The organism is Streptomyces musisoli (assembly GCF_016741855.1).
Lineage (GTDB): Bacteria > Actinomycetota > Actinomycetes > Streptomycetales > Streptomycetaceae > Streptomyces > Streptomyces musisoli.
On sequence record NZ_JAERRH010000005.1, the window covers coordinates 221,146 to 243,534 of the forward strand.

Below are 22,389 nucleotides of genomic sequence, written 5' to 3' on the forward strand. Positions count from 1 at the left end.
TACCATCGCAATTGACCACGGGTTTTCAGAACCTGAAGGAACCACCGTCAGGAAGGGGGCCGCTCGCGTGAGTGTGCTCGACGAGATCATCGACGGAGTCCGTGCCGACCTCGCGGAGCGGCAGGCACGCGTCACCCTCGACGAGCTCAAGGAGCGCGCGGCCAAGGCCCACGCCGCCAAGGACGGGGTGGCCGCGCTGAAGGGCGACGGCGTCAAGGTGATCTGCGAGGTCAAGCGCTCGAGCCCCTCCAAGGGCGCGCTGGCCGCGATCGCCGACCCGGCCGGGCTCGCGGCGGACTACGAGGCGGGCGGCGCGGCCGTCATCTCCGTCCTCACCGAACAGCGGCGCTTCGGCGGCTCGCTCGCCGACCTGGAGGCCGTCCGCGCGCGCGTGGACATCCCGGTGCTGCGCAAGGACTTCATCGTCACCTCGTACCAGCTGTGGGAGGCCCGCGCCTACGGCGCCGACCTCGCGCTGCTGATCGTGGCCGCCCTCGACCAGCCGGCCCTGGAGTCGCTGATCGAGCGCGCGGTGTCCATCGGCCTGACCCCCCTCGTCGAGGTGCACGACGAGGACGAGGTCGAGCGGGCGGTGGACGCGGGCGCCAAGATCATCGGTGTCAACGCGCGTAACCTGAAGACGCTGGAGGTCGACCGCGGCACGTTCGAGCGGGTCGCCCCGGAGATCCCCGACCACCTCGTCAAGGTCGCCGAGTCCGGCGTCCGCGGCCCGCACGACCTGATCGCCTACGCCAACGCCGGAGCCGACGCGGTGCTGGTCGGCGAGTCCCTGGTCACCGGCCGCGACCCCAAGTCGGCGGTCGCCGATCTGGTGGCGGCGGGCGAACACCCGGCGCTGCGGCACGGGCGCGGCTGATCCCGGTAGGCTGACCGGCGATGACTTTCCCGATCACCCTGACGACCCGGGACCCGTACGCCCGCCTCGCGCGCGGCTGCCGGCCCCGTGGCTGCCGCGCGCCCGCACGGCGCGTGCACGGCCGTCGGGTGCGGTACGTCATCGGTGACGAACCCGGGCAGGTCAACGGACGCCGATGGCAGCGCGCCCCGAAGGGGCGCGGGGCAGTGTCCGCAGGTGCGGCTCCGCCGCGTGAGCGTGACCGGCCACAGACGACCTGAGGCTCGACGACCAGCCCTGCCCCCACGGCGATCAGTGTCTTTTCACCGCACTCACCGTGAGGTTTCCGCATGCCCAGCGAGTTCTTCATCCCCGACCCGGAGGGTCGGATCCCCAGCGCCGAGGGCTACTTCGGCGCGTTCGGCGGCAAGTTCATCCCCGAGGCCCTCGTAGCCGCCGTGGACGAGGTCGCCGTCGAGTACGACAAGGCCAAGCACGACCCCGAGTTCGCCCGTGAACTCGACGACCTGCTGGTCAACTACACCGGCCGCCCCAGCGCGCTGACCGAGGTGCCGCGGTTCGCCGAACACGCCGGTGGCGCCCGGGTGTTCCTCAAGCGCGAGGACCTCAACCACACCGGCTCCCACAAGATCAACAACGTGCTCGGCCAGGCCCTGCTCACCAAGCGCATGGGCAAGACCCGGGTCATCGCCGAGACCGGCGCCGGTCAGCACGGCGTCGCGACGGCCACCGCCTGCGCGCTGTTCGGCCTCGACTGCACCATCTACATGGGCGAGATCGACACCCGGCGCCAGGCCCTGAACGTGGCCCGGATGCGCATGCTCGGCGCCGAGGTCGTCGCCGTGAAGTCCGGCAGCCGCACCCTCAAGGACGCCATCAACGAGGCGTTCCGCGACTGGGTCGCCAACGTCGACCGCACCCACTACCTGTTCGGTACGGTCGCCGGCCCCCACCCCTTCCCCGCCATGGTCCGCGACTTCCACCGGGTCATCGGCGTCGAGGCCCGCCGCCAGCTCCTGGAGCGCGCCGGGCGCCTCCCGGACGCGGCCGTCGCCTGCGTCGGCGGCGGGTCCAACGCCATCGGCCTCTTCCACGCCTTCATCCCCGACGAGGGCGTCCGACTCATCGGCTGCGAGCCCGCGGGGCACGGCATCGAGACCGGAGAGCACGCGGCCACCCTGACCGCGGGCGAGCCCGGCATCCTGCACGGCTCGCGCTCCTACGTCCTCCAGGACGAGGAGGGCCAGATCACCGAGCCGTACTCGATCTCGGCCGGTCTGGACTACCCGGGCATCGGCCCCGAGCACTCCTACCTGAAGGACTCCGGCCGCGGCGAGTACCGCGCGGTCACCGACGACGCGGCCATGCAGGCCCTGCGCCTGCTGTCGCGCACCGAGGGCATCATCCCGGCCATCGAGAGCGCCCACGCGCTCGCCGGTGCCCTGGAGGTCGGCAGGGAGCTGGGCAAGGACGGCCTGATCGTCGTCAACCTGTCCGGCCGCGGCGACAAGGACATGGACACCGCCGCCCGCTACTTCGGCCTCTACGACACCGACGCCGAGGTGGCCGCCGACCAAGCCGACACCGCCGAGATCGAGGGGGACGCCAAGTGAGCGGCGCCGCGTTGAACAGCAAGAGGGGCCAGCTGTTGACGGACACCCTCGCGGCCGCGAAGGCCGAGGGCCGGTCGGCGCTCATCGCCTACCTCCCGGCCGGGTTCCCGACCGTGGACGGCGGCATCGAGGCGATCAAGGCCGTCTTCGACGGCGGCGCCGACGTCGTCGAGGTGGGCCTGCCGCACAGCGATCCCGTGCTCGACGGCCCGGTCATCCAGACCGCCGACGACATCGCCCTGCGCGGCGGAGTGAAGATCGCCGACGTCATGCGGACGGTCCGGGAGGCCCACGAGGCCACCGGCAAGCCGGTGCTCGTCATGACGTACTGGAACCCCATCGACCGCTACGGCGTCGAGCGCTTCACCACCGAGCTGGCCGAGGCGGGCGGCGCCGGCTGCATCCTGCCCGACCTCCCGGTGCAGGAGTCGGCGCTGTGGCGGGAGCACGCCGAGAAGCATGGCCTCGCGACGGTCTTCGTCGTGGCGCCGAGCAGCAAGGACGAGCGGCTCGCCGAGATCACCGCGGCGGGCAGCGGCTTCGTCTACGCGGCCTCCCTGATGGGCGTCACCGGCACCCGCGAGTCCGTCGGCGCGCAGGCCGAGGACCTGGTCCGGCGCACCCGGGGCACGGGCACCGACCTGCCCGTCTGCGTCGGGCTCGGCGTCTCCGACGCGACCCAGGCCGCCGAGGTCGCCGGCTTCGCCGACGGGGTCATCGTCGGCTCGGCGTTCGTGAAGCGGATGCTGGACGCCCCGGACCACGCCTCCGGTCTCGCGGCGGTCCGCGAGCTGGCCGCCGGGCTTGCGAAGGGCGTGCGCCGACAGGTGTAACCGCCGTTGATGTCCTGTATCAGATGATTCGGTCACTCGAACGAGTGGACCTCCGGCCGGGGAGGCGCGCTGCGCCTCCCCGGTTCGTTCTGGGGGTGTGAGCGAGAAGAACCGTGACGGAAAGCGCACCGCCCGCGAGCGGCTGGCGGTCGAGCGCGAGAAGCAGAAGGCCACGGAGAAGCGACGGCGCACGCTGATCGTGGGCGCGAGCGTCGTCTGCGTCCTGGGCCTCGCGGCGGTGATCGGCGTGGTCGCCGCGAACTCCGGCAAGCACAAGGCCGGCAACGCGGGCCCGGCCGTGGCACCCTCCGGGGCGCAGGGCAAGGACAGCCTCGCGATTCCGGTCGGCAAGGACGGCGCCAAGTCGACGCTCACCGTCTGGGAGGACTTCCGCTGCCCGGCCTGCCAGGCCTTCGAGGCCGCGTACCGGCCGACCCTCCACGAGCTGGCCGACGCGGGCAAGCTCAGAATCGAGTACCACCTGGTCCGGCTGATCGACGGCAACCTCGGCGGCAGCGGCTCGCTGCGCGCCGCCAACGCCGCGGCCTGCGCCCAGGACGCCGGAAGGTTCCGCGACTACCACGACGTGCTGTACGCGAACCAGCCCAAGGAGACCGACGACGCCTTCGCGAGCAACGACAAGCTGATCGCGTTGGCCGGCAAGGTGAAGGGCCTGGACACGCCCGCCTTCCGCAAGTGCGTCACGGACGGCACCCACGACAGCTGGGTGGACAAGTCCAACCAGGCGTTCCGGGCCGGCGGCTTCAGCGGCACGCCCACGGTGCTGCTCGACGGCAAGAACATCTACCAGGACCAGACGATGACCCCGGCCAAGCTCAAGCAGCTGGTGGAATCGGCCAACCGAGGGTAAGCGTTTCTCACGCCCCCGTTATGGACCCGTAGCCGGGCTGCTTGCCGTCCCCACGGCCCGGCACGGTAGCGTCGGACTTGCCATGAACCTTGCCTACATCCCCAGCCCGTCGCACGGGGTGCTGTACCTCGGCCCCATCCCGCTGCGCGGCTACGCCTTCTGCATCATCATCGGCGTCTTCGTTGCCGTCTGGTTCGGCAACAAGCGTTGGATCGCCCGTGGTGGGCAGTCCGGCACGGTCGCCGACATCGCCGTCTGGGCGGTGCCGTTCGGCCTGGTCGGCGGCCGGCTCTACCACGTCATCACGGACTACGAGCTGTACTTCAGCGAGGGCCGTGACTGGGTGGACGCCTTCAAGGTGTGGGAGGGCGGCCTCGGCATCTGGGGCGCGATCGCGCTCGGCGCGCTCGGCGCGTGGATCGGCGCGCGGCGCCGGGGTATCCCGTTGCCCGCGTACGCCGACGCCGTCGCGCCCGGCATCGCCTTCGCGCAGGCCCTCGGCCGCTGGGGCAACTGGTTCAACCAGGAGCTGTACGGCCATGAGACGCACGTCCCCTGGGCGCTGCACATCACCTCCTCCGAGGGCGGCCGGGTGCCGGGCTACTACCACCCGACCTTCCTCTACGAGTCCCTGTGGTGCATCGGCGTCGGCCTCCTGGTGATCTGGGCCGACCGCCGCTTCAAGCTGGGCCACGGCCGGGCGTTCGCGCTGTACGTCGCCGCGTACTGTGTGGGCCGCGCCTGGATCGAGTACCTGCGCGTCGACGACGCCCACCACATCCTGGGCGTCCGCCTCAACGTCTGGACGGCGGTGATCGTCTTCCTGCTGGCGGTGCTCTACATCGTGGTGTCGGCGAAGATGCGGCCGGGGCGCGAAGCCGTGGTCGAGCCGGCCGCGGTCGCCTCCGGCGGTCCGGCCGACGGGGTCTGCGAGGGTGTCTCCGACGGAGCGGCCGAGGGCACGGAAGCCGTGGCCGAGGGCGAGGACCGGGCAGAGGATGCCGAGGACGCCGGAGAACCGGTGAAGGACGAGGCGGAGTCGGCCAAGAAGAGCTGACGGCCGCAGCCACGACACCGAGGGCGCCCGGGATCTCCCGCGCGCCCTCGATGCGCTTCGTGTGGGTCGGCTTCGCGGCGGTCGCCTTGTGTGCGTCGGGGTCGCGTTTCTTCACCTTGCGGTCCTCGGCCGTGTCCCTCCGCTTAAGGGTCCCTCGGCGTTCTACGTCCGGTACGCCAGGGACAGGGTTCGGCGGGCCAGGGCGACCACCGCCGCGTCGATGAAGCGGCCGTCGGGAAGGGCCTGGGCACCCTGGTCGGCCGCCGCCGCCTTGGTGATCGTCTCCGCGTGCTCGATCTCCGCCGGCGTCGGCAGGTAGGCCCGCTCGATCACCGGCAGCTGCCGGGGGTGGATCGCGGCGCGCCCCAGGAAGCCGAGGGCGCGGCCGTGGGCGCAGGAGGCGGCGAGGCCGTCCAGGTCGCGGATGTCGGGGTGGACCGACTGCGGCGGCGGGGCGAGGCCCGCCGCCCGGGCGGCGCCGATCACCCGGGAGCGCGGCCAGTCGAGACCCGCGTCGGCCCGTACCCCCAGGTCTGCCCGGAGATCCGCCTCGCCCAGGGAGATGCCCCGCAGCGCGGGGTGGGCGGTGGCGATGGCGTAGGCGTGCTCGATACCGAGGGCCGACTCCAGGAGCGCGTAGAGCGGGACCGGTGTGGCCACCGCCACCTGCCGTACCTGGTCCGGGGCCGTGACCTTCGGCAGCCGTAGTCCGCACAGGCCCGGCAGACCGGCCAGGGCGGTGAGGTCGGCGGCGGCCCAGGGTCCGTCCAGGGCGTTGACGCGGACGTGCACGGGGGCCGGCCGCGGCTCCGTGAGGAGTTCCGCGGTGGCCGTGCGGGCGTACTCCTTGCGATCCGGGGCGACCGCGTCCTCCAGGTCGATCACCACCACGTCGGCGCCCGCCGCCAGGGCCTTGGCCACGACGTGCGGGCGGTCACCGGGGACGTAGAGCCAGGTGAGCGGGTAGCGGGTCACAGGGCGCCCTCCGCGCGCAGGGCCGCGATGTCGGCCGGGGTGAGGCCGAGTTCGGTGAGCACGGCGTCCGTGTCGGCGCCGTGCGGACGGCCGGCCCAGCGGATCTCGCCGGGCGTTCCGGAGAGCCGGAAGAGGACGTTCTGCATGCGCAGCGGGCCCAGCTCCGGGTCGGTGACGGTGGTGACGGTGTCCAGGGCCTGGTACTGGGGGTCGGCCAGCACGTCCCGGACGTCCTGGACGGGGGCCGCCGCCGCCTCCGCCTTTTCGAAGGCCGCGAGCACCTCGGCGCGGGTGCGGGCGGCGATCCACGAGCCGACCGCCTCGTCCAGCACATCGGCGTGCGCGGCCCGCTCCACGCCCGTGGCAAACCACGGCTCCTCGGTCAGCTCCGGGCGCCCCACCAGCCGCAGCACCCGTTCGGCGACCGACTGCGCGGAGGTGGAGACGGCGATCCAGCAGCCGTCGGCGGTGCGGTAGGTGTTGCGCGGGGCGTTGTTCGCGGACCGGTTCCCGGTGCGCTCCTGGACGTAGCCGAGCTGGTCGTACCAGGTGGGGTGCGGGCCGAGGACGGACAGGATCGGTTCGATGATCGCCATGTCGACGACCTGGCCCGCACCGGTGCGTTCGCGTCCGGACAGCGCCGTCAGCACGGCGTACGCGGTCGCCAGGCCCGCGATCGAGTCGGCGAGCCCGAAGGGCGGCAGCGTCGGGGGCGCGTCCGGTTCGCCGGTGACCGCGGCGAAGCCGCTCATCGCCTCGGCGAGGGTGCCGAATCCGGGGCGGTGCGCGTACGGCCCGAACTGGCCGAAGGCGGTGACCCGGGTGAGCACCAGCCGGGGGTTGGCCGCCGACAGCTCGGGCCAGCCGAGGTCCCATTTCTCCAGGGTCCCGGGGCGGAAGTTCTCGATCACCACATCGGCGGTGGCGGCGAGCCGCAGCAGGGTGGCCCGGCCGCCGGAGGTGGACAGGTCGAGGGTGATGGTCCGCTTGTTGCGGCCGAGCACCTTCCACCACAGGCCCACACCGTGTCTGGCCGGGCCGTGGCCGCGGGAGGGGTCGGGCCGCCGGGGATGCTCCACCTTGATCACCTCCGCGCCGAAGTCGCCGAGCAGGGTGGCGGCCATCGGCCCGGCGAAGAGGGTCGCCAGGTCCAGCACCCGCAGGCCGTCCAGGGCCGGGAGCGTCCGTGTCGTCGTACTCATGCGCTGTACTGGGCCTCGATCTCGGGGCGGTACGGCATGGCCGCCGACGTCCCCGCCCGCTGGACGGAGATCGCCGCCGCCGCGGCCGCCCAGGACAGGGCCTCGCGTACCGGTTTCTCCTCGCCGAGGGCCACCGCGAGCGCGCCGGCGAAGGTGTCGCCCGCGCCCGTGGAGTCCACGGCGGTCACCTGCGGCGCGGGCACCACGAGGGGTTCGGCGCCCCGGCTCAGGTACAGGCAGCCGGCCGCGCCCAGGGTGACGACGACCTCGGGCACCAGGTCCAGCAGGGCGGCCGCCGCATCGCGCGGGTCGGCGCGGTCGGTGAGGACGACCGCCTCGTACTCGTTCGGCACCAACAGGTCGGTGGCGGCGAGGAGTTCCGGCGGCAACGACTGTGCCGGGGACGGGGTGAGGATGGTGCGGACGCCGTGCCGGCGGGCCGCCTCCGCACCCGCGACGACCGCCGCCTGCGGGATCTCCAGTTGCAGCAGCAGGGCGTCGGCGCTGGCGATCACCCCTTCGTCGCCGGGGGAGAGGTGGTCGACGGTGCCGTTGGCGCCGGGGATGACGACGATCGCGTTGCCGCCCTCGTCGTCGACCACGATGTGCGCGGTGCCGGAGGGGCCCTCCACCGTGCGCAAGGAGTCGGTGTCCACTCCGGAGTGTTCGAGGGTGTCGCGCAGCCGCTGGCCGAAGGCGTCGTTGCCGACGGCGCCGATCATCGAGACGGTGGCGCCGGCGCGGGCCGCGGCGATCGCCTGGTTGGAGCCCTTGCCGCCGGGGACCGTGCGGAACTCCCGTCCCGTCACGGTCTCCCCGCGCTGGGGGGCTCTGGCGACATAGGTGACGAGGTCCATGTTCAGGCTGCCGAGGACGGCGATGTGGGTCATGAGCGGGTCGCCTCCAGGTGGGTGAGGTGGGCGAGGGTGTCGAAGCCGGTGCCGTCGAAGTCGGCGACGGTGGTGGCGAGCCGGTTCTTCAGCGGGGCCCGCCAGCGGTCGGGGAGCGCGGCGGGGGAACCGGCGAGGAGACCGGCGATGCTGCCGGCGGTCGCGCCGTTGGAGTCCGTGTCCCAGCCGCCCGACACGGCACGGCAGATGGAGCCGGTGAAGTCGCCGTCGGCGTGGGTGAGGGCGGCGGCGGTCAGCGCGGTGTTGGGCAGGGCGTGGACCCAGTGGTGGGCGGGGGCGTAGACGGCGTGGAGTTCGTCCACGACCTGGTCGAAGTCGCTTCTGGCGGCGGCCAGTTCGACGGCGTGGTCGAGCGCTGCCGCGAGGCGGGAGCGGGCCGGGACCACCGCGCGGCCGGTGCGCAGACAGGCGTGCACGTCGTGGCTGCCGGTGGCGGCCGTGGCGATGGTGGCGGCCGTGAACATCGCGGCGTAGACGCCGTTGGCGGTGTGGGTGAGGACCGCGTCGCGGTACGCCTGTTCGGCGGCGGCGGCCGGGTCACCGGGATTGCTCCAGCCGTGCATGTCGGCACGGATCAGGGCGCCGATCCACTCGCGGAACGGGTTGCGGTGGCGGGCCGTGTGCGGGGGTTCGATACCGGCCAGGAGATTGCGGTGGGCGAGGCGCTCGGCGGTGAAGGTGCGGCCGGGCGGAAGCTCTTCGAGCCAGAGCCGGGCCACGTCGTCGGTGGTGAAGTCCCGTCCGTGGCGCTGGAGCAGGAGGAGATTGAGCAGGGGGTAGTTCAGGTCGTCGTCCTCGGGCATGCCGTCGATGTTCTCGGCCAGGGAGGTGGTGGCCGAGCGGCGGTTCCAGGGGTGGGCGGCCAGGAGGTCCTCCGGGACTCCCCTGGCGGTGAAGTAGGTGCTGAGGGGCCAGTTCCCGGTCGCCCCGGCGAGGGCGCGGATGCCGTCGAGGGGGAGCTTCTCGACCGGCTTCCCGAGCAGGCACCCGATGGCCCGGCCCAGCCAGGCGGCCTCCAGTGCCGCGAGGCGGCCGCCCGAAGGGGCCCGGGACGGGACGGCGGGCGGCTCCGGAGTGGCGGGGGTGCCTTGCCGCTCGGAGGGAGCCGGGAACGCGGGACGTGGGTCTGCCGTCCACTGCCCGGAACCGTCCGGCGGCGGCTCCCCGCGGCCCGCCGGGGGCGTCGGCCAGTCCGGACACTGGGACCTGATGCGGGCCAGGTCCGTCGGCTCGTCCTCGGCCAGCGCGCTCGGCAGGTCGGCCAGTTCGTCGAGCAGGTCCTCCGCCAGGAGACGCAGGTAGCGCGAGACGCCGCGCGCGGACGCGCCCGCCCGCTCCGGCGCGTCGGGGCCGCCCGCCGCCCGCCAGCGCGCCTCGACCGCCGACGGCTCGCGCCCGTCCAGGCGGGCCTGGCGCAGTTCGTGGCCCAGCAGATCCTCCGGCTGGACCCAGGTCAGACGGAGCACGGCCGGCCTCCGAGCGTGCGGAACGCCTGCTCATGGGCGCGCCGGCGGTGGACGTCCCGGTCGAAGATCTCGCACGTGACCTCGGTGAGCACCCGGGCGGGCGCCCACAGGTCCAGGCGGCTGGCGTCCGCGACCGTCTTCGCCCACTCCTCGGGGACGGGCGAGCCGAGCGCGCCCGCGAGGGCGCCGGCCATCGTGGCGATCGAGTCGCAGTCGCGGCCGTAGTTGACCGAGCCGAGCACGGCGTGCCGGTAGTCGCCGCCGGAGACCAGCAACATGCCCAGGGCCACCGGGAGTTCCTCGATGGAGTGGAGGCGGGAGGGGCGGCGGGCGGCCAGGGAGGGCGTGCGGTAGTCCGGGCCGACGGAGTCGTACGGGGCCACCGCCGCGCGCAGCGGGCCGAGCGCCGACTCGAAGTCCCGGTGCCGGGCGGCGACTTCGCAGACCTGCTCGATCGCGGTGCGGGTGCCGTCCTTGGCCAGGGACAGACACGCGGTCACCACCGTGTCCGGGGTGGCGCCGGGCGCGGCCGCCGCGGCCACCGCCGCGGCGAAGACACCGGCCGCCTCCCTGCCGTACGACGACTGGTGCGCGCCGGCGACGTCCAGCGCCTCGGCGTACGCGGCGGCCGGTCCGGCCGCGTTGACCAGGCCGACCGGGGCCATGTACATAGCGGCGCCGCAGTTGACGATGTTGCCGACGCCCGCCTCCCGGGGGTCGGCGTGACCGTAGGCCAGCCGGGTCACCAGCCACTTCTCGGCGAGGAAGAGGCGGTGCAGCGGCAGGGCCTCGGCCTCCAGCTCCGGGATCCAGCGGGGGGTGTTCATCAGGTCCGGCACCAGGTGCTCGGCGACCGCGTACGCGTCGAGGTGGTCGCGGACGCGGTCGTACACCCGGATCAGAGCGTGCGTCATCAGGGTGTCGTCGGTGACGTGGCCGTCGCCCTTGTGGTACGGCGCGATGGGGCGGGCGGTGCGCCAGGCGTCGCCGTGCCAGGGGCCGACGATCCCGCGGACGCGGCCGCCGTGGCGCTCGGCGATCTGGTCGGGGGAGTAGCCCTCGACCGGGCCGCCGAGGGCGTCGCCGACAGCGGCTCCGACCAGGGCGCCGGTGATGCGGTCGGCGAGACCGCTCGGCCCCGGACCGCTGCTTTCTTCTTTTTTGGGCGTCATGCCCGAATCATCCTCCTGGGCGGGCCGGTTGTGCGGCTTCCAGGAGTCCGGCGAGTTCCACCAGGTCGGTGCCGGTGAGGCGGGGCAGGGTGCAGCCGGGCAGGATGCGGCAGGCGTCCCGCCAGGTCTCCGGGACGGCCGCCCCGCCGCCGAGGGCGCCGGTGAGTGCGCCCACGAGGGCGGGGGCGGAGTCGGCGACCCGGGACAGGCAGGCGGCGGCCGGTACGGCCTCGGCGATACGGCCCCCGGCGGCGGTGGCCAGGGCGAGCGCGACGGGGACGGTCTCGGCGGCGGCGATGCCGTAGCTGTAGACGTGGTCGACGATCTGGTGTTCGAGGAGTGGGATCAGGGCGAAGGCGGAGGCGCTGTCCCCGGCCAGCGCGAGTGCGTGCCGGGTGTTGCGGCCGATCTCCGTGTCCGCCGGGAGTTCGGCGAGCGCGGCGGTGACGCAGGCGTCCGTGTCCGCGTCGGCGAGGGCGAGCGAGAGGGCCGCCGCCATGGCACGGGCGCCGTGCACCCCGTCGCCGTCCTGGGTGTAGCGGGCGTCGAACTCGGCGAGTGCGGCGGCCTGTTGCGGGTCGCCAGGGTGGGCGACGGCGAGGACGCAGGCGCGGACGCAGGCCGCGTCGTCGAAGTAGTGCGGGTTGTCGTGGCCGGTGGCGGGCGGGCGCAGGCCGGTGGCGAGGTTGCCGAGGCCGGCGCGGACGGAGATGCGGGCGCGCAGGGGGAGTACGGCGGACTCGATCTCGGGCGCGCGGTCCGCGGCGGCGGCGACTTCCGCGGCCACGGCGGTCCAGGTGAGGTCGATGGCGGCGCGGGTGCGGCGCTCCCGGCCGAGGTCGCCGAGGACGTCGGCGTCGCCGGCCCGCAGGACCGCCTCCGCGGCGAACACCGCCCATTCGGCGTCGTCGGAGGGGCCGAGGCGGAGGGGCTCGGGAGGCTGGTTGAGGGCGATCGGCACCGGCAGGGTGGTGGTGGCGTTCTGCTCGGCGAAGGTGTCCAGTTCGCGGGTGAGGCGGCGGGTCCACTCGGGCATACGGGCGGCGCGGTGCCGGGCGGCGGGCCAGCCGGCGGCGTCTCCCGCGGCGAGGCCGAGGAGGAGGCCCTCGATACGGCGCGCCGTCATGACCGGCCCTCGCCGTCCGCCTGTCCGGCATTCCCGGCACCCACCAGGGGACTACGGTCCCGTCCGGGCCCCTCGCCCCGGTCCTCCGCCCCCTCCTCGACCGAGGACGACGGGCTCCCCGGGGGAAGGGGTGGTACGGGCTCGGGGGCTTGGGGGGCGAGTGGCGGGGGTGGGACCGGTTCGGTGGTTCGGCTGCCGGGAGGGGGAGTCGTGGGCCGGGCGGGGGCCGGTGGGGGTGGGAGGGGAGTGGCCGGCCGGTGCGCTGCCGCCGGGAGTGCGTTTCGCGCCGTGTCCGACAGCAGCCCGGCCAGCACCACCACGTCGGCCTCGAGCGCCAGAGCCTCTCCGGCAGCCCCTGCCATGGGGATCATCTCTGCCACGGCGGCAATCTCCGCCACCGGCGGAACCGTCCCCGCGTCGGCGACAGACGCCGCCGGCGCGATCACCTCTGTACCGACGGGCGCTGCCATGAGCAGCGCGTCCGCCTCCGCGACGACCGCCGCCACAGGCACCGCCTTCGCATCCGTGGCAGGCGCGATCGGAACGGCTTCCGCCGGCTCGACACTCCCTGCTCCCCCGAACACCGCTGCCTGCGCGACAGCCGCTGCTTCCCCCACCACCCGTGCTTCTCCGATGGCGCCCGCCGTCCCGGCCACCTGTGCTTCTCCGATGGCGCCCGCCGTCCCGGCCACCCCCGCTTCCTCGGCCACCCGCACCCCTCTTGCCGGCACCGTGTCCGCCGCCTCCCCGTCTTCCCAGTTCACCAGCAGGTCCGCCACCTCCAGGACGTGGTGGCCCGCCATGGACGGCAGGCAGCGGCCCCGGACGGGACCGATCGCCGCCGCCCAGTCCGGGGGGATCGCGGAGAGCCCCTGGGTCGCGCCGGACAGGGCGCCCGCCACCGCCGCCGTCGTGTCCGCGTCGCGGCCCATGTTGACGGCCGTCAGCACCGCCTCCCGGAAGTCGCCGTCGGCCGCCGCGTACGCGCCGAACGCGAGGGCGACCGCTTCCGGCGCCAGGTCGGTCCACGGGTAGCCGCCGATGACGACCGCGGAGCGGACCGCACGCTCGCCGAGATGGGCCACCGCCACCGCGCGCCGCAGGGACCGGGCCGTCCAGGAGTCGTCCGGGACGACCGCGAGGGCGGCGGCGATCACCACCGGAACGGAGGCGCCGGTCATCGCCGCCGCCACCCCGGCCGCGACGGCCTGACCGCCGTAGATGCCCTCGCCCTCGTGGCTGACCGAGCCGTCGACGGCCACCAGCCGGGCCGCCTCGGCGGGGCGCCCGGCGGCGAACACGCCGAACGGAGCCGCCCGCATCGCCAGGCCGTCGCTCCAGGCGTGCCGGTGCTGGGCCGAGATGGGCGCGGCAAGACCCCGGCGCAGGTTCTCCAGGGTGCCGCGCTCGCTGAAGCCCGCCCCGCGGAAGGGGCCTTCGGCCCGGTCGGCGATCCACTCGTGCCAGGCCGCCTCCACATGCGCCGGGGTGAGCGCCGAGCCGTGCCGGGCCAGCAGCAGTCCGGAGAAGATCGCGTACTCGGTGTCGTCCGTGCCGCACGGCCGGTCGGTGACGTAGCCCGTGATGCGGCCCCAGCGGGCACGGATCTCGGAGGGTCTGAGGTTCTCCGCGGGCGCCCCCAGCGCGTCGCCCACGGCCAGACCGAGCAGCGCACCGCGGGCCCGCTCGCGCGGTCCGGCGGCGTCCCCGGGCACCGGGACCGGGGGAGTGCAGGCGATCGATGCCATGGGCGGCCTCCTTCGGCGGGGTCGCACGGGACCCCTTTGCGGATGTGTCCCACGGGAGGTGCCCCGGCGAGCCCGGAGCGCAGCTCTGTCACCCGCTCGGCATCTGAGCTATCAATCGCACATATGAGCGCCAAAAGTTAAAGGTGCTGGTTAGCCCAGCCTTTCCTTGCTGGCGAAGGGGGAATGAAGGGCGTAGGTTCTGTGTTGTCGAAAAGTAGAACTCGTCCAAAGTTAGCTTTGGCTAAGCTTTCCTGGGGGTCCGCATGGCCATCATCGAGACCGAGGCCGCGCTGCACGTGGCGCACCGCGACAACCACACGCACCGCGACGTCAACGGCGGCTGGCTGCGCCCCGCCGTCTTCGGTGCGATGGACGGTCTGGTCTCCAACCTCGCCCTGATGACGGGCGTGGCGGGCGGTTCGGTGAGCCAGCAGACCATCGTCATCACCGGTCTCGCGGGCCTCGCGGCCGGCGCCTTCTCCATGGCCGCCGGCGAGTACACCTCGGTCGCCTCCCAGCGGGAGCTGGTCGAGGCCGAACTCGACATCGAGCGCCGCGAGCTGCGCAGGCACCCGCAGGACGAGGAGGCCGAGCTGGCCGCGCTGTACGTGGCCCGCGGGGTCGAACCGGCGCTGGCCCGGCAGGTCGCCCGGCAACTGTCGCGGGATCCCGAGCAGGCCCTGGAGATACACGCCCGCGAGGAGCTGGGCATCGACCCCGGCGACCTGCCCTCGCCGCTGGTCGCGGCCGTGTCGTCCTTCGGGTCCTTCGCCCTCGGCGCCCTGCTGCCCCTGCTGCCGTACCTGCTCGGCGCGACCGCGCTGTGGCCGGCCGTGCTGCTCGCCCTCGCCGGACTCTTCGGATGCGGCGCCGTCGTGGCCAAGGTGACCGCGCGCAGCTGGTGGTTCAGCGGTCTGCGGCAGCTCGCCCTCGGTGGTGCGGCGGCCGGTGTGACGTACGCCCTGGGCGGCCTGTTCGGAACGGCCGTAGGATAGCCGGACCGGTAGCTATGCGATGGGTCGCATAATTACCCGTTACCTGCTGGTTTCGAGTGCCCGGTCACGGGGCATGAGCCGTAAGCACTGTGGGCAATGACGCCTGCTGCACCCCTGCGGGGTGGGCGATGACGCCCTCCCCGGCCCCCTTAGGGCCGCCGGACGCCGATCCGACCGATCCTGTCCGCGCCGGTCCCCGCGTACGTCTGCCGCCCTGGCGCGGCACCCGCCGTCACCGCGGCACCGCCGTCACCGCACGGCAGCAACCCCGCCGTCACCGCACGGCAACCCCGCCGTCACCGCACGGCATCCGCCGTGACTGGACGGCACTCGCCGCGTCCGCGTGGTACCTCCGTCGCGACCGCGGCGTCCGCATGGTGGAACGGCCTATCCGGTTCCCGGGAACCGCCCCATCATGTAACCTGCACGAAATTTTGATCTCACGCAGAGGGCCAACGTCGTCCCTCGGCACTTGCCACATGCCTCATGACGACGACGGGAGAGCCGATGCGTACGCCGCGCCAGCCGTCCCAGCATTCCGCGAATGGCCAGAACTGGTCCTTCATGGATGCTCGCCCTGCTGCGCAGGGTATGTACGACCCCCGCAACGAACACGACGCGTGCGGCGTCGGTTTCGTCGCCACCCTCACCGGCGAGGCGTCCCACACCCTGGTTGAACAGGCACTCACCGTTCTGCGCAACCTGGAGCACCGTGGTGCCACCGGTTCCGAGCCCGACTCCGGCGACGGTGCGGGCCTGCTCTGTCAGGTGCCGGATGCCTTCTTCCGTGAGGTGGCCGGATTCGACCTTCCCGCGGCCGGTGCCTACGCGGTAGGCATCGCGTTCCTGCCCGAGGAGGGGACCGAGGGCGCCGTCTCATCCATCGAGACGATCGCCGGCGAAGAGGGGCTGACCGTCCTCGGCTGGCGAGAGGTCCCGGTCGCGCCGGAGCTGCTCGGTGCCACCGCCCGCTCCACCATGCCGGTCTTCCGGCAGGTCTTCGTGGGCGACGGCGTCAGCGAGGGCATCACGCTGGACCGCAAGGCGTTCGCGCTGCGCAAGCGCGCCGAGCGCGAGGCCGGTGTCTACTTCCCGTCGCTCTCCGCGCGCACGATCGTCTACAAGGGCATGCTGACCACCGGCCAGCTGGAGCCCTTCTTCCCGGACCTGTCCGACCGCCGCTTCGCCTCCGCGGTCGCGCTCGTGCACTCCCGGTTCTCCACGAACACCTTCCCGTCGTGGCCGCTCGCGCACCCGTACCGCTTCGTCGCGCACAACGGTGAGATCAACACCGTCAAGGGCAACCGCAACTGGATGCGCGCCCGCGAGTCCCAGCTGGTCTCCGACCTCTTCGGCGAGCGCAGCCTGGACCGCGTCTTCCCGGTCTGCACGCCGGACGCCTCCGACTCCGCCTCCTTCGACGAGGTGCTGGAGCTGCTGCACCTGGGCGGCCGCTCGCTGCCCCACTCCGTGCTGATGATGATCCCGGAGGCGTGGGAGAACCACGACTCCATGGACCCGGCCCGGCGCGCCTTCTACCAGTACCACTCCACGATGATGGAGCCCTGGGACGGCCCCGCCTGCGTCACCTTCACCGACGGCACCCAGGTCGGCGCCGTGCTCGACCGCAACGGTCTGCGTCCCGGCCGCTACTGGGTCACCGACGACGGCCTCGTCGTCCTCGGCTCCGAGGTCGGCGTCCTCGACATCGACCCGGCCAAGGTCGTCCGCAAGGGCCGCCTCCAGCCCGGCAAGATGTTCCTCGTCGACACCGCCGAGCACCGCATCATCGAGGACGACGAGATCAAGGCGTCCCTCGCCGCCGAGAAGCCCTACGCCGAATGGCTGGAGGCCGGCGAGATCGAGCTGAGCGACCTGCCCGAGCGCGAGCACATCATCCACACCCACGCCTCGGTCACCCGCCGCCAGCAGACCTTCGGGTACACCGAGGAGGAGCTGCGCGTCATCCTCGCCCCGATGGCCCGCGCCGGCGCCGAGCCGATCGGCTCCATGGGCACCGACAGCCCCATCGCGGCCCTGTCCGAGCGCCCGCGGCTGCTCTTCGACTACTTCACCCAGCTGTTCGCGCAGGTCACCAACCCGCCGCTGGACGCGATCCGCGAGGAACTGGTCACCTCCCTGCGCTCCTCGCTGGGCCCCGAGGGCAACCTGCTCGACCCGACGGCCGCCTCCTGCCGCTCGGTCACCCTGCCCTTCCCGGTGATCGACAACGACGAGCTGGCCAAGCTCATCCACATCAACGCCGACGGCGACATGCCCGGCTTCAAGGCCGCGACCCTGTCGGGCCTGTACCGGGTCTCCGGCGGCGGCGACTCCCTCGCCGCGCGCATCGCGGAGATCTGCGCCGAGGCCGACGCCGCCATCGAGAACGGCGCCCGCCTGATCGTCCTGTCGGACCGGCACTCCGACGCCGAGCACGCGCCGATCCCGTCGCTGCTGCTCACCGCGGCCGTCCACCACCACCTCATCCGCACCAAGCAGCGCACCCACGTGGGCCTGCTGGTCGAGGCCGGCGACGTCCGCGAGGTCCACCACGTCGCCCTGCTCATCGGGTTCGGCGCCGCCGCCGTCAACCCGTACCTGGCGATGGAGTCGGTCGAGGACCTGCTGCGCGCGGGTACCTTCCTGAGCGGCCTGGAGCCCGAGCAGGCCATCAAGAACCTGATCTACGCCCTCGGCAAGGGCGTCCTGAAGGTCATGTCCAAGATGGGCATCTCCACCGTCGCCTCCTACCGCGGCGCCCAGGTCTTCGAGGCCGTCGGCCTGGACGAGGCCTTCGTGGAGAAGTACTTCAACGGCACCGCCACCAAGATCGGCGGCGTCGGCATCGACGTCATCGCCGAGGAGGTCGCCGCCCGCCACGCCAAGGCCTACCCGGCCTCCGGCATCGCCCCGGCGCACCGCGCGCTGGAGATCGGCGGCGAGTACCAGTGGCGCCGCGAGGGCGAGCCGCACCTGTTCGACCCGGACACGGTCTTCCGCCTCCAGCACTCCACGCGCACCGGCCGGTACGACATCTTCAAGAAGTACACGTCTCGTGTGAACGAGCAGTCCGAGCGCCTGATGACGCTGCGCGGCCTGTTCGGCTTCAAGTCCGACCGCGCACCGATCTCCATCGACGAGGTCGAGTCGGCCGACGAGATCGTCAAGCGGTTCTCGACCGGCGCCATGTCGTACGGCTCCATCTCCAAGGAGGCGCACGAGACCCTCGCCATCGCCATGAACCAGCTGGGCGGCAAGTCCAACACCGGTGAGGGCGGCGAGGACCCGGACCGCCTGTACGACCCGGCCCGCCGCTCCGCCATCAAGCAGGTCGCCTCCGGCCGCTTCGGCGTGACCTCCGAGTACCTGGTCAACGCGGACGACATCCAGATCAAGATGGCCCAGGGCGCCAAGCCCGGCGAGGGCGGCCAGCTGCCCGGCCACAAGGTCTACCCGTGGGTCGCGAGGACGCGTCACTCGACGCCGGGCGTGGGCCTGATCTCCCCGCCGCCGCACCACGACATCTACTCCATCGAGGACCTGGCCCAGCTGATCCACGACCTGAAGAACGCGAACCCGCAGGCGCGGATCCACGTGAAGCTGGTCTCCGAGGTCGGCGTCGGCACGGTCGCGGCCGGTGTGTCCAAGGCGCACGCGGACGTGGTGCTGATCTCCGGCCACGACGGCGGTACGGGCGCCTCCCCGCTGACCTCCCTGAAGCACGCGGGCGGCCCCTGGGAGCTGGGCCTGGCCGAGACCCAGCAGACGCTGCTGCTCAACGGCCTGCGCGACCGGATCGTGGTCCAGACGGACGGCCAGCTGAAGACCGGCCGTGACGTGGTCATCGCCGCGCTGCTCGGTGCCGAGGAGTTCGGTTTCGCGACCGCCCCGCTCGTCGTCTCCGGCTGCGTCATGATGCGCGTCTGCCACCTGGACACCTGCCCGGTCGGCATCGCCACCCAGAACCCGACCCTGCGCGACCGCTTCTCCGGCAAGGCCGAGTACGTGGTGAACTTCTTCCGGTTCATCGCCGAAGAGGTCCGCGAGCTGCTGGCCGAGCTGGGCTTCCGCTCCATCGAGGAGGCCGTCGGCCACGCCGAGGTGCTGGACGTCGAGCGCGCGGTCGACCACTGGAAGGCGCAGGGCCTGGACCTGAAGCCGCTGTTCCACGTGCCCGACCTGCCCGAGGGCGCGGTCCGCCACCGGCTGATCGCCCAGGACCACGGCCTGGAGAAGGCCCTGGACAACGAGCTGATCAAGCTCGCCGCCGACGCCCTCGCCGCGAACGACGCGACCGAGGCCCAGCCGGTGCGCGCCCAGGTCGCCATCCGCAACATCAACCGCACGGTCGGCACCATGCTCGGCCACGAGGTGACGAAGAAGTTCGGTGGCGCGGGCCTGCCCGACGACACCATCGACATCACCTTCACCGGCTCCGCCGGCCAGTCCTTCGGCGCGTTCCTGCCGCGCGGCATCACGCTGCGCCTGGAGGGCGACGCCAACGACTACGTCGGCAAGGGCCTCTCCGGCGGCCGCGTCGTCGTCCGCCCGGACCGGGCCGCCGACCACCTCGCCGAGTACTCGACCATCGCGGGCAACACCATCGGCTACGGCGCCACCGGCGGCGAGATGTTCCTGCGCGGCCGTACCGGTGAGCGGTTCTGCGTCCGCAACTCCGGCGCGCTGGTGGTCTCCGAGGGCGTGGGCGACCACGGCTGCGAGTACATGACCGGCGGTCACGCGGTCGTCCTCGGCCCGACCGGCCGCAACTTCGCGGCGGGCATGTCCGGCGGTGTCGCCTACGTCATCGACCTCGACCGCGACAACGTCAACGCCGGCAACGTCGGCTCGGTCGAGGCGCTGGACGACACGGACAAGCAGTGGCTGCACGACGTGGTGCGCCGCCACGCCGAGGAGACCGGCTCGACCGTCGCCGAGAAGCTGCTCGCCGACTGGGACCAGGCCGTGGAGCGCTTCAGCAAGATCATCCCCAGCACGTACAAGGCAGTGCTCGCCGCCAAGGACGCCGCCGAGCGAGCCGGTCTGACCGAGACCGAGATCACCGAGAAGATGATGGAGGCGGCGATCAATGGCTGACCCGAAGGGCTTCCTGAACCACGGCCGTGAGGTCGCCAAGTCCCGTCCCGTCGACGTGCGCCTGAAGGACTGGAACGAGGTCTACGTCCCCGGCTCCCTGCTGCCCATCATCAGCAAGCAGGCCAGCCGCTGCATGGACTGCGGCATCCCGTTCTGCCACAACGGCTGTCCGCTCGGGAACCTGATCCCGGAGTGGAACGACTACGCCTACCGCGAGGACTGGGCCGCGGCCCAGGAGCGCCTGCACGCGACCAACAACTTCCCGGAGTTCACCGGCCGCCTCTGCCCGGCCCCCTGCGAGTCGGCGTGCGTGCTGGGCATCAACCAGCCGCCGGTCACCATCAAGAACGTCGAGGTCTCGATCATCGACAAGGCGTGGGAGACCGGGGACGTCGCCCCGCAGATCCCCGAGCGCCTGTCCGGCAAGACGGTCGCGGTGATCGGCTCGGGCCCGGCGGGCCTCGCCGCCGCCCAGCAGCTGACCCGGGCCGGTCACACGGTCGCCGTCTACGAGCGCGCGGACCGCATCGGAGGCCTCCTCCGCTACGGCATCCCCGAGTTCAAGATGGAGAAGCGGCACATCAACCGCCGTATCGAGCAGATGCGCGCGGAGGGCACCCGCTTCCGCACCGGCGTCGAGATCGGCCGCGACCTCAAGGCCACCGACCTGAAGAAGCGGTACGACGCGGTCGTGATCGCCGCCGGCGCCACGACCGCCCGTGACCTGCCGGTGCCGGGCCGCGAGCTCAAGGGCATCTACCAGGCCATGGAGTACCTGCCCCTGGCGAACAAGGTCCAGGAGGGCGACTACGTCACCGCCCCGGTCTCGGCCGAGGGCAAGCACGTCGTGGTCATCGGCGGCGGTGACACCGGCGCCGACTGCGTGGGCACCGCCCACCGGCAGGGCGCGGCCTCCGTCACCCAGCTGGAGATCATGCCCCGCCCGAACGACGAGCGGCACCCGACCAGCCAGCCCTGGCCGACCTTCCCGATGCTCTACAAGGTGACGAGCGCCCACGAGGAGGGCGGCGAGCGGGTCTACTCCGTCTCGACCACCCACTTCGAGGGCGACGAGGACGGCAACGTCCAGTGGCTGCACCTGTCGGAAGTCGAGTTCGTCGACGGCAAGCTGACCTCCAAGCCGGGCACCGAGCGCAAGATCCCGGCCCAGCTGGTCACCCTCGCCATGGGCTTCACCGGCACCGACCGGGAGAACGGCCTGGTCGACCAGTTCGGCCTGGACCTCGACGAACGCGGTAACATCGCCCGCGACGCCGACTTCCAGACCAACGTGCCGGGTGTGTTCGTCGCCGGTGACGCCGGCCGCGGCCAGTCCCTCATCGTGTGGGCGATCGCGGAGGGCCGCTCGGCCGCCCGCGGAGTCGACCGCCACCTGACCGGTGCCAGCGACCTGCCCGCCCCGATCCGCCCGACGGACCGCGCCCTGGCGGTCTGAGGCACCCACAAGGGACCCCGGGTCCCCCATAGACGTCCCGTACAACGGCGTGCGGAACACTGACGGCGCCTGCCCGCCTGTCCCCGACCGGACGACTGGGCAGGCGTCGTTGCATGTCCGCACGCGGGCCGTGATCACGTAGGCTCGGGCCCCGGACAGCCGAGGGGGGACCATGGCCGCGATCAGTCTGCGCAAGGTGGAGGAGACCGCGCCCGCGCTGGTGGGCGCCTACCGGTCGGCGGGGGTGTCCCTGCGCAAACACGGTCTGGACGGGCTGCGGGCGGCCGTCTACCTCGTCGTCGACTACTCGGGCTCGATGAAGCCCTACTACGGGGACGGCAGCGTGCAGGCGCTCGCCGACCGGGTGCTGGGCCTGTCGGCGCACCTGGACGACGACGGGAGCGTGCCCGTGGTGTTCTTCTCCACGGACGTCGACGCGGTCACCGACATCGCCCTCGCCGGCCACGAGGGCCGGATCGAGCGGATCGCGGCCGGGCTCGGCCACATGGGCAAGACCAGCTACCACCTGGCGATGGACGCCGTCATCGACCACTACCTGGACAGCGGCTCCACCGCCCCCGCCCTGGTCGTCTTCCAGACCGACGGCGGCCCGATCAACAAGCTCGCCGCCGAGCGCTATCTGTGCAAGGCCGCCCGGCTCCCGCTGTTCTGGCAGTTCGTCGGGTTCGGCGACCCGGGTAGCCGGCAGTTCGAGTTCCTGCGGAAACTGGACGAGCTGGCGGTGCCCGGCAAGCGGGTCGTGGACAACGCGGGGTTCTTCCACGCGGGCCGGGACCCCCGGCAGGTCTCCGACGCCGAGCTGTACGACCGGCTCGTCGGCGAGTTCCCGAGGTGGCTGTCGGCCGCGCGGGCCCAGGGGATCGTACGGCCGTCCTGACCTCGGCCCCGGCCACCGTACGAGCCTGTCCGCGGTCTGCGGGCCGGCCGGGTTCCGGGCCCGGCGGTCGCTCGTGCGGCCTGACCGGG

At 72.7% G+C, this 22,389-nt stretch carries 16 protein-coding genes and 1 pseudogene; 10 read left to right on the plus strand and 7 right to left on the minus strand.

Annotated elements, in window-relative coordinates; genetic code table 11:
* The first annotated feature begins 67 nt into the window (after positions 1 to 67).
* From trpC to lgt, 6 genes are all read left to right on the plus strand, one after another.
* Positions 68 to 877: an indole-3-glycerol phosphate synthase TrpC gene (gene trpC, locus JK361_RS16300; RefSeq protein ID WP_201818285.1), complete on the plus strand. Its 810-nt coding sequence runs from the start codon at positions 68 to 70 to the stop codon at positions 875 to 877.
* A 20-nt stretch (positions 878 to 897) separates the two neighbouring features.
* A complete protein-coding gene (gene trpM, locus JK361_RS42635) occupies positions 898 to 1,137 on the plus strand; it encodes a tryptophan biosynthesis modulator TrpM (RefSeq protein ID WP_372448719.1) in 240 nt (79 codons plus the stop codon).
* A gap of 69 nt (positions 1,138 to 1,206) precedes the next feature.
* On the plus strand, positions 1,207 to 2,490 hold the full coding sequence (gene trpB / locus JK361_RS16305) for a tryptophan synthase subunit beta (protein ID WP_201818289.1): 1,284 nt from the start codon (positions 1,207 to 1,209) through the stop codon (positions 2,488 to 2,490).
* 11 nt (positions 2,491 to 2,501) lie between these two features.
* A complete protein-coding gene (gene trpA, locus JK361_RS16310; protein WP_236053058.1) occupies positions 2,502 to 3,323 on the plus strand; it encodes a tryptophan synthase subunit alpha in 822 nt (273 codons plus the stop codon).
* A 97-nt stretch (positions 3,324 to 3,420) separates the two neighbouring features.
* On the plus strand, positions 3,421 to 4,194 hold the full coding sequence (locus tag JK361_RS16315) for a DsbA family protein (protein WP_201818296.1): 774 nt from the start codon (positions 3,421 to 3,423) through the stop codon (positions 4,192 to 4,194).
* A gap of 82 nt (positions 4,195 to 4,276) precedes the next feature.
* Positions 4,277 to 5,251 carry a prolipoprotein diacylglyceryl transferase gene (gene lgt / locus JK361_RS16320; RefSeq protein ID WP_201818306.1) on the plus strand — a complete coding sequence of 325 codons (975 nt, stop codon included), beginning with the start codon at positions 4,277 to 4,279 and terminating at the stop codon, positions 5,249 to 5,251.
* Between the two features lie 162 nt (positions 5,252 to 5,413).
* On the opposite strand, the gene JK361_RS16325 is transcribed toward lgt, so the two are convergent.
* From JK361_RS16325 to JK361_RS42640, 7 genes and pseudogenes are all read right to left on the minus strand, one after another.
* Positions 5,414 to 6,226, minus strand: coding sequence for an HpcH/HpaI aldolase/citrate lyase family protein (locus tag JK361_RS16325; protein ID WP_201818307.1), 813 nt, complete (start codon positions 6,224 to 6,226; stop codon positions 5,414 to 5,416).
* Positions 6,223 to 7,428 carry a CaiB/BaiF CoA transferase family protein gene (locus JK361_RS16330; RefSeq protein ID WP_201818309.1) on the minus strand — a complete coding sequence of 402 codons (1,206 nt, stop codon included), beginning with the start codon at positions 7,426 to 7,428 and terminating at the stop codon, positions 6,223 to 6,225. The genes JK361_RS16325 and JK361_RS16330 overlap by 4 nt, the downstream gene beginning before the upstream one ends.
* Positions 7,425 to 8,318, minus strand: a complete 894-nt coding sequence (rbsK, locus tag JK361_RS16335; protein WP_201818316.1) for a ribokinase — start codon at positions 8,316 to 8,318, stop codon at positions 7,425 to 7,427. The genes JK361_RS16330 and rbsK overlap by 4 nt, the downstream gene beginning before the upstream one ends.
* Positions 8,315 to 9,805 carry an ADP-ribosylglycohydrolase family protein gene (locus JK361_RS16340; protein ID WP_201818323.1) on the minus strand — a complete coding sequence of 497 codons (1,491 nt, stop codon included), beginning with the start codon at positions 9,803 to 9,805 and terminating at the stop codon, positions 8,315 to 8,317. The genes rbsK and JK361_RS16340 overlap by 4 nt, the downstream gene beginning before the upstream one ends.
* A complete protein-coding gene (locus JK361_RS16345; protein ID WP_201818325.1) occupies positions 9,793 to 10,977 on the minus strand; it encodes an ADP-ribosylglycohydrolase family protein in 1,185 nt (394 codons plus the stop codon). Before JK361_RS16345 ends, JK361_RS16340 begins: the two co-directional genes overlap by 13 nt.
* A 7-nt stretch (positions 10,978 to 10,984) precedes the next feature.
* Complete coding sequence (locus JK361_RS16350) at positions 10,985 to 12,103, minus strand: ADP-ribosylglycohydrolase family protein (RefSeq protein ID WP_201818327.1); 1,119 nt, start codon at positions 12,101 to 12,103, stop codon at positions 10,985 to 10,987.
* Between the two features lie 763 nt (positions 12,104 to 12,866).
* A pseudogene (locus tag JK361_RS42640) lies at positions 12,867 to 13,851 on the minus strand (ADP-ribosylglycohydrolase family protein); the annotation flags it as partial.
* A gap of 263 nt (positions 13,852 to 14,114) precedes the next feature.
* On the opposite strand from JK361_RS42640, the gene JK361_RS16360 reads away from it, so the two are divergent.
* The 4 genes from JK361_RS16360 to JK361_RS16375 all read left to right on the plus strand — a co-directional run bounded on the left by JK361_RS16360 (position 14,115) and on the right by JK361_RS16375 (position 22,300).
* Positions 14,115 to 14,846 carry a VIT1/CCC1 transporter family protein gene (locus tag JK361_RS16360; RefSeq protein ID WP_201818329.1) on the plus strand — a complete coding sequence of 244 codons (732 nt, stop codon included), beginning with the start codon at positions 14,115 to 14,117 and terminating at the stop codon, positions 14,844 to 14,846.
* Positions 14,847 to 15,353: 507 nt separating this feature from the next.
* Positions 15,354 to 19,946: a glutamate synthase large subunit gene (gltB, locus tag JK361_RS16365; protein WP_201818886.1), complete on the plus strand. Its 4,593-nt coding sequence runs from the start codon at positions 15,354 to 15,356 to the stop codon at positions 19,944 to 19,946.
* A complete protein-coding gene (locus JK361_RS16370; RefSeq protein WP_201818331.1) occupies positions 19,939 to 21,402 on the plus strand; it encodes a glutamate synthase subunit beta in 1,464 nt (487 codons plus the stop codon). The genes gltB and JK361_RS16370 overlap by 8 nt, the downstream gene beginning before the upstream one ends.
* 172 nt (positions 21,403 to 21,574) lie before the next feature.
* Complete coding sequence (locus tag JK361_RS16375) at positions 21,575 to 22,300, plus strand: vWA domain-containing protein (RefSeq protein ID WP_201818333.1); 726 nt, start codon at positions 21,575 to 21,577, stop codon at positions 22,298 to 22,300.
* Positions 22,301 to 22,389 lie beyond the last annotated feature (89 nt).

Coding starts and splice junctions, on each gene's coding strand:
- gltB (WP_201818886.1), top strand. CDS start 15,354: ATGCGTACGCCGCGCCAGCCGTCCCAGCATTCCGCGAATGGCCAGAAC.
- JK361_RS16350 (WP_201818327.1), bottom strand. CDS start 12,103: ATGACGGCGCGCCGTATCGAGGGCCTCCTCCTCGGCCTCGCCGCGGGA.
- rbsK (WP_201818316.1), bottom strand. CDS start 8,318: ATGACCCACATCGCCGTCCTCGGCAGCCTGAACATGGACCTCGTCACC.
- JK361_RS16375 (WP_201818333.1), top strand. CDS start 21,575: ATGGCCGCGATCAGTCTGCGCAAGGTGGAGGAGACCGCGCCCGCGCTG.
- JK361_RS16360 (WP_201818329.1), top strand. CDS start 14,115: ATGGCCATCATCGAGACCGAGGCCGCGCTGCACGTGGCGCACCGCGAC.
- JK361_RS16330 (WP_201818309.1), bottom strand. CDS start 7,428: ATGAGTACGACGACACGGACGCTCCCGGCCCTGGACGGCCTGCGGGTG.
- lgt (WP_201818306.1), top strand. CDS start 4,277: ATGAACCTTGCCTACATCCCCAGCCCGTCGCACGGGGTGCTGTACCTC.
- JK361_RS16370 (WP_201818331.1), top strand. CDS start 19,939: ATGGCTGACCCGAAGGGCTTCCTGAACCACGGCCGTGAGGTCGCCAAG.
- JK361_RS16345 (WP_201818325.1), bottom strand. CDS start 10,977: ATGACGCCCAAAAAAGAAGAAAGCAGCGGTCCGGGGCCGAGCGGTCTC.
- trpM (WP_372448719.1), top strand. CDS start 898: ATGACTTTCCCGATCACCCTGACGACCCGGGACCCGTACGCCCGCCTC.
- trpB (WP_201818289.1), top strand. CDS start 1,207: ATGCCCAGCGAGTTCTTCATCCCCGACCCGGAGGGTCGGATCCCCAGC.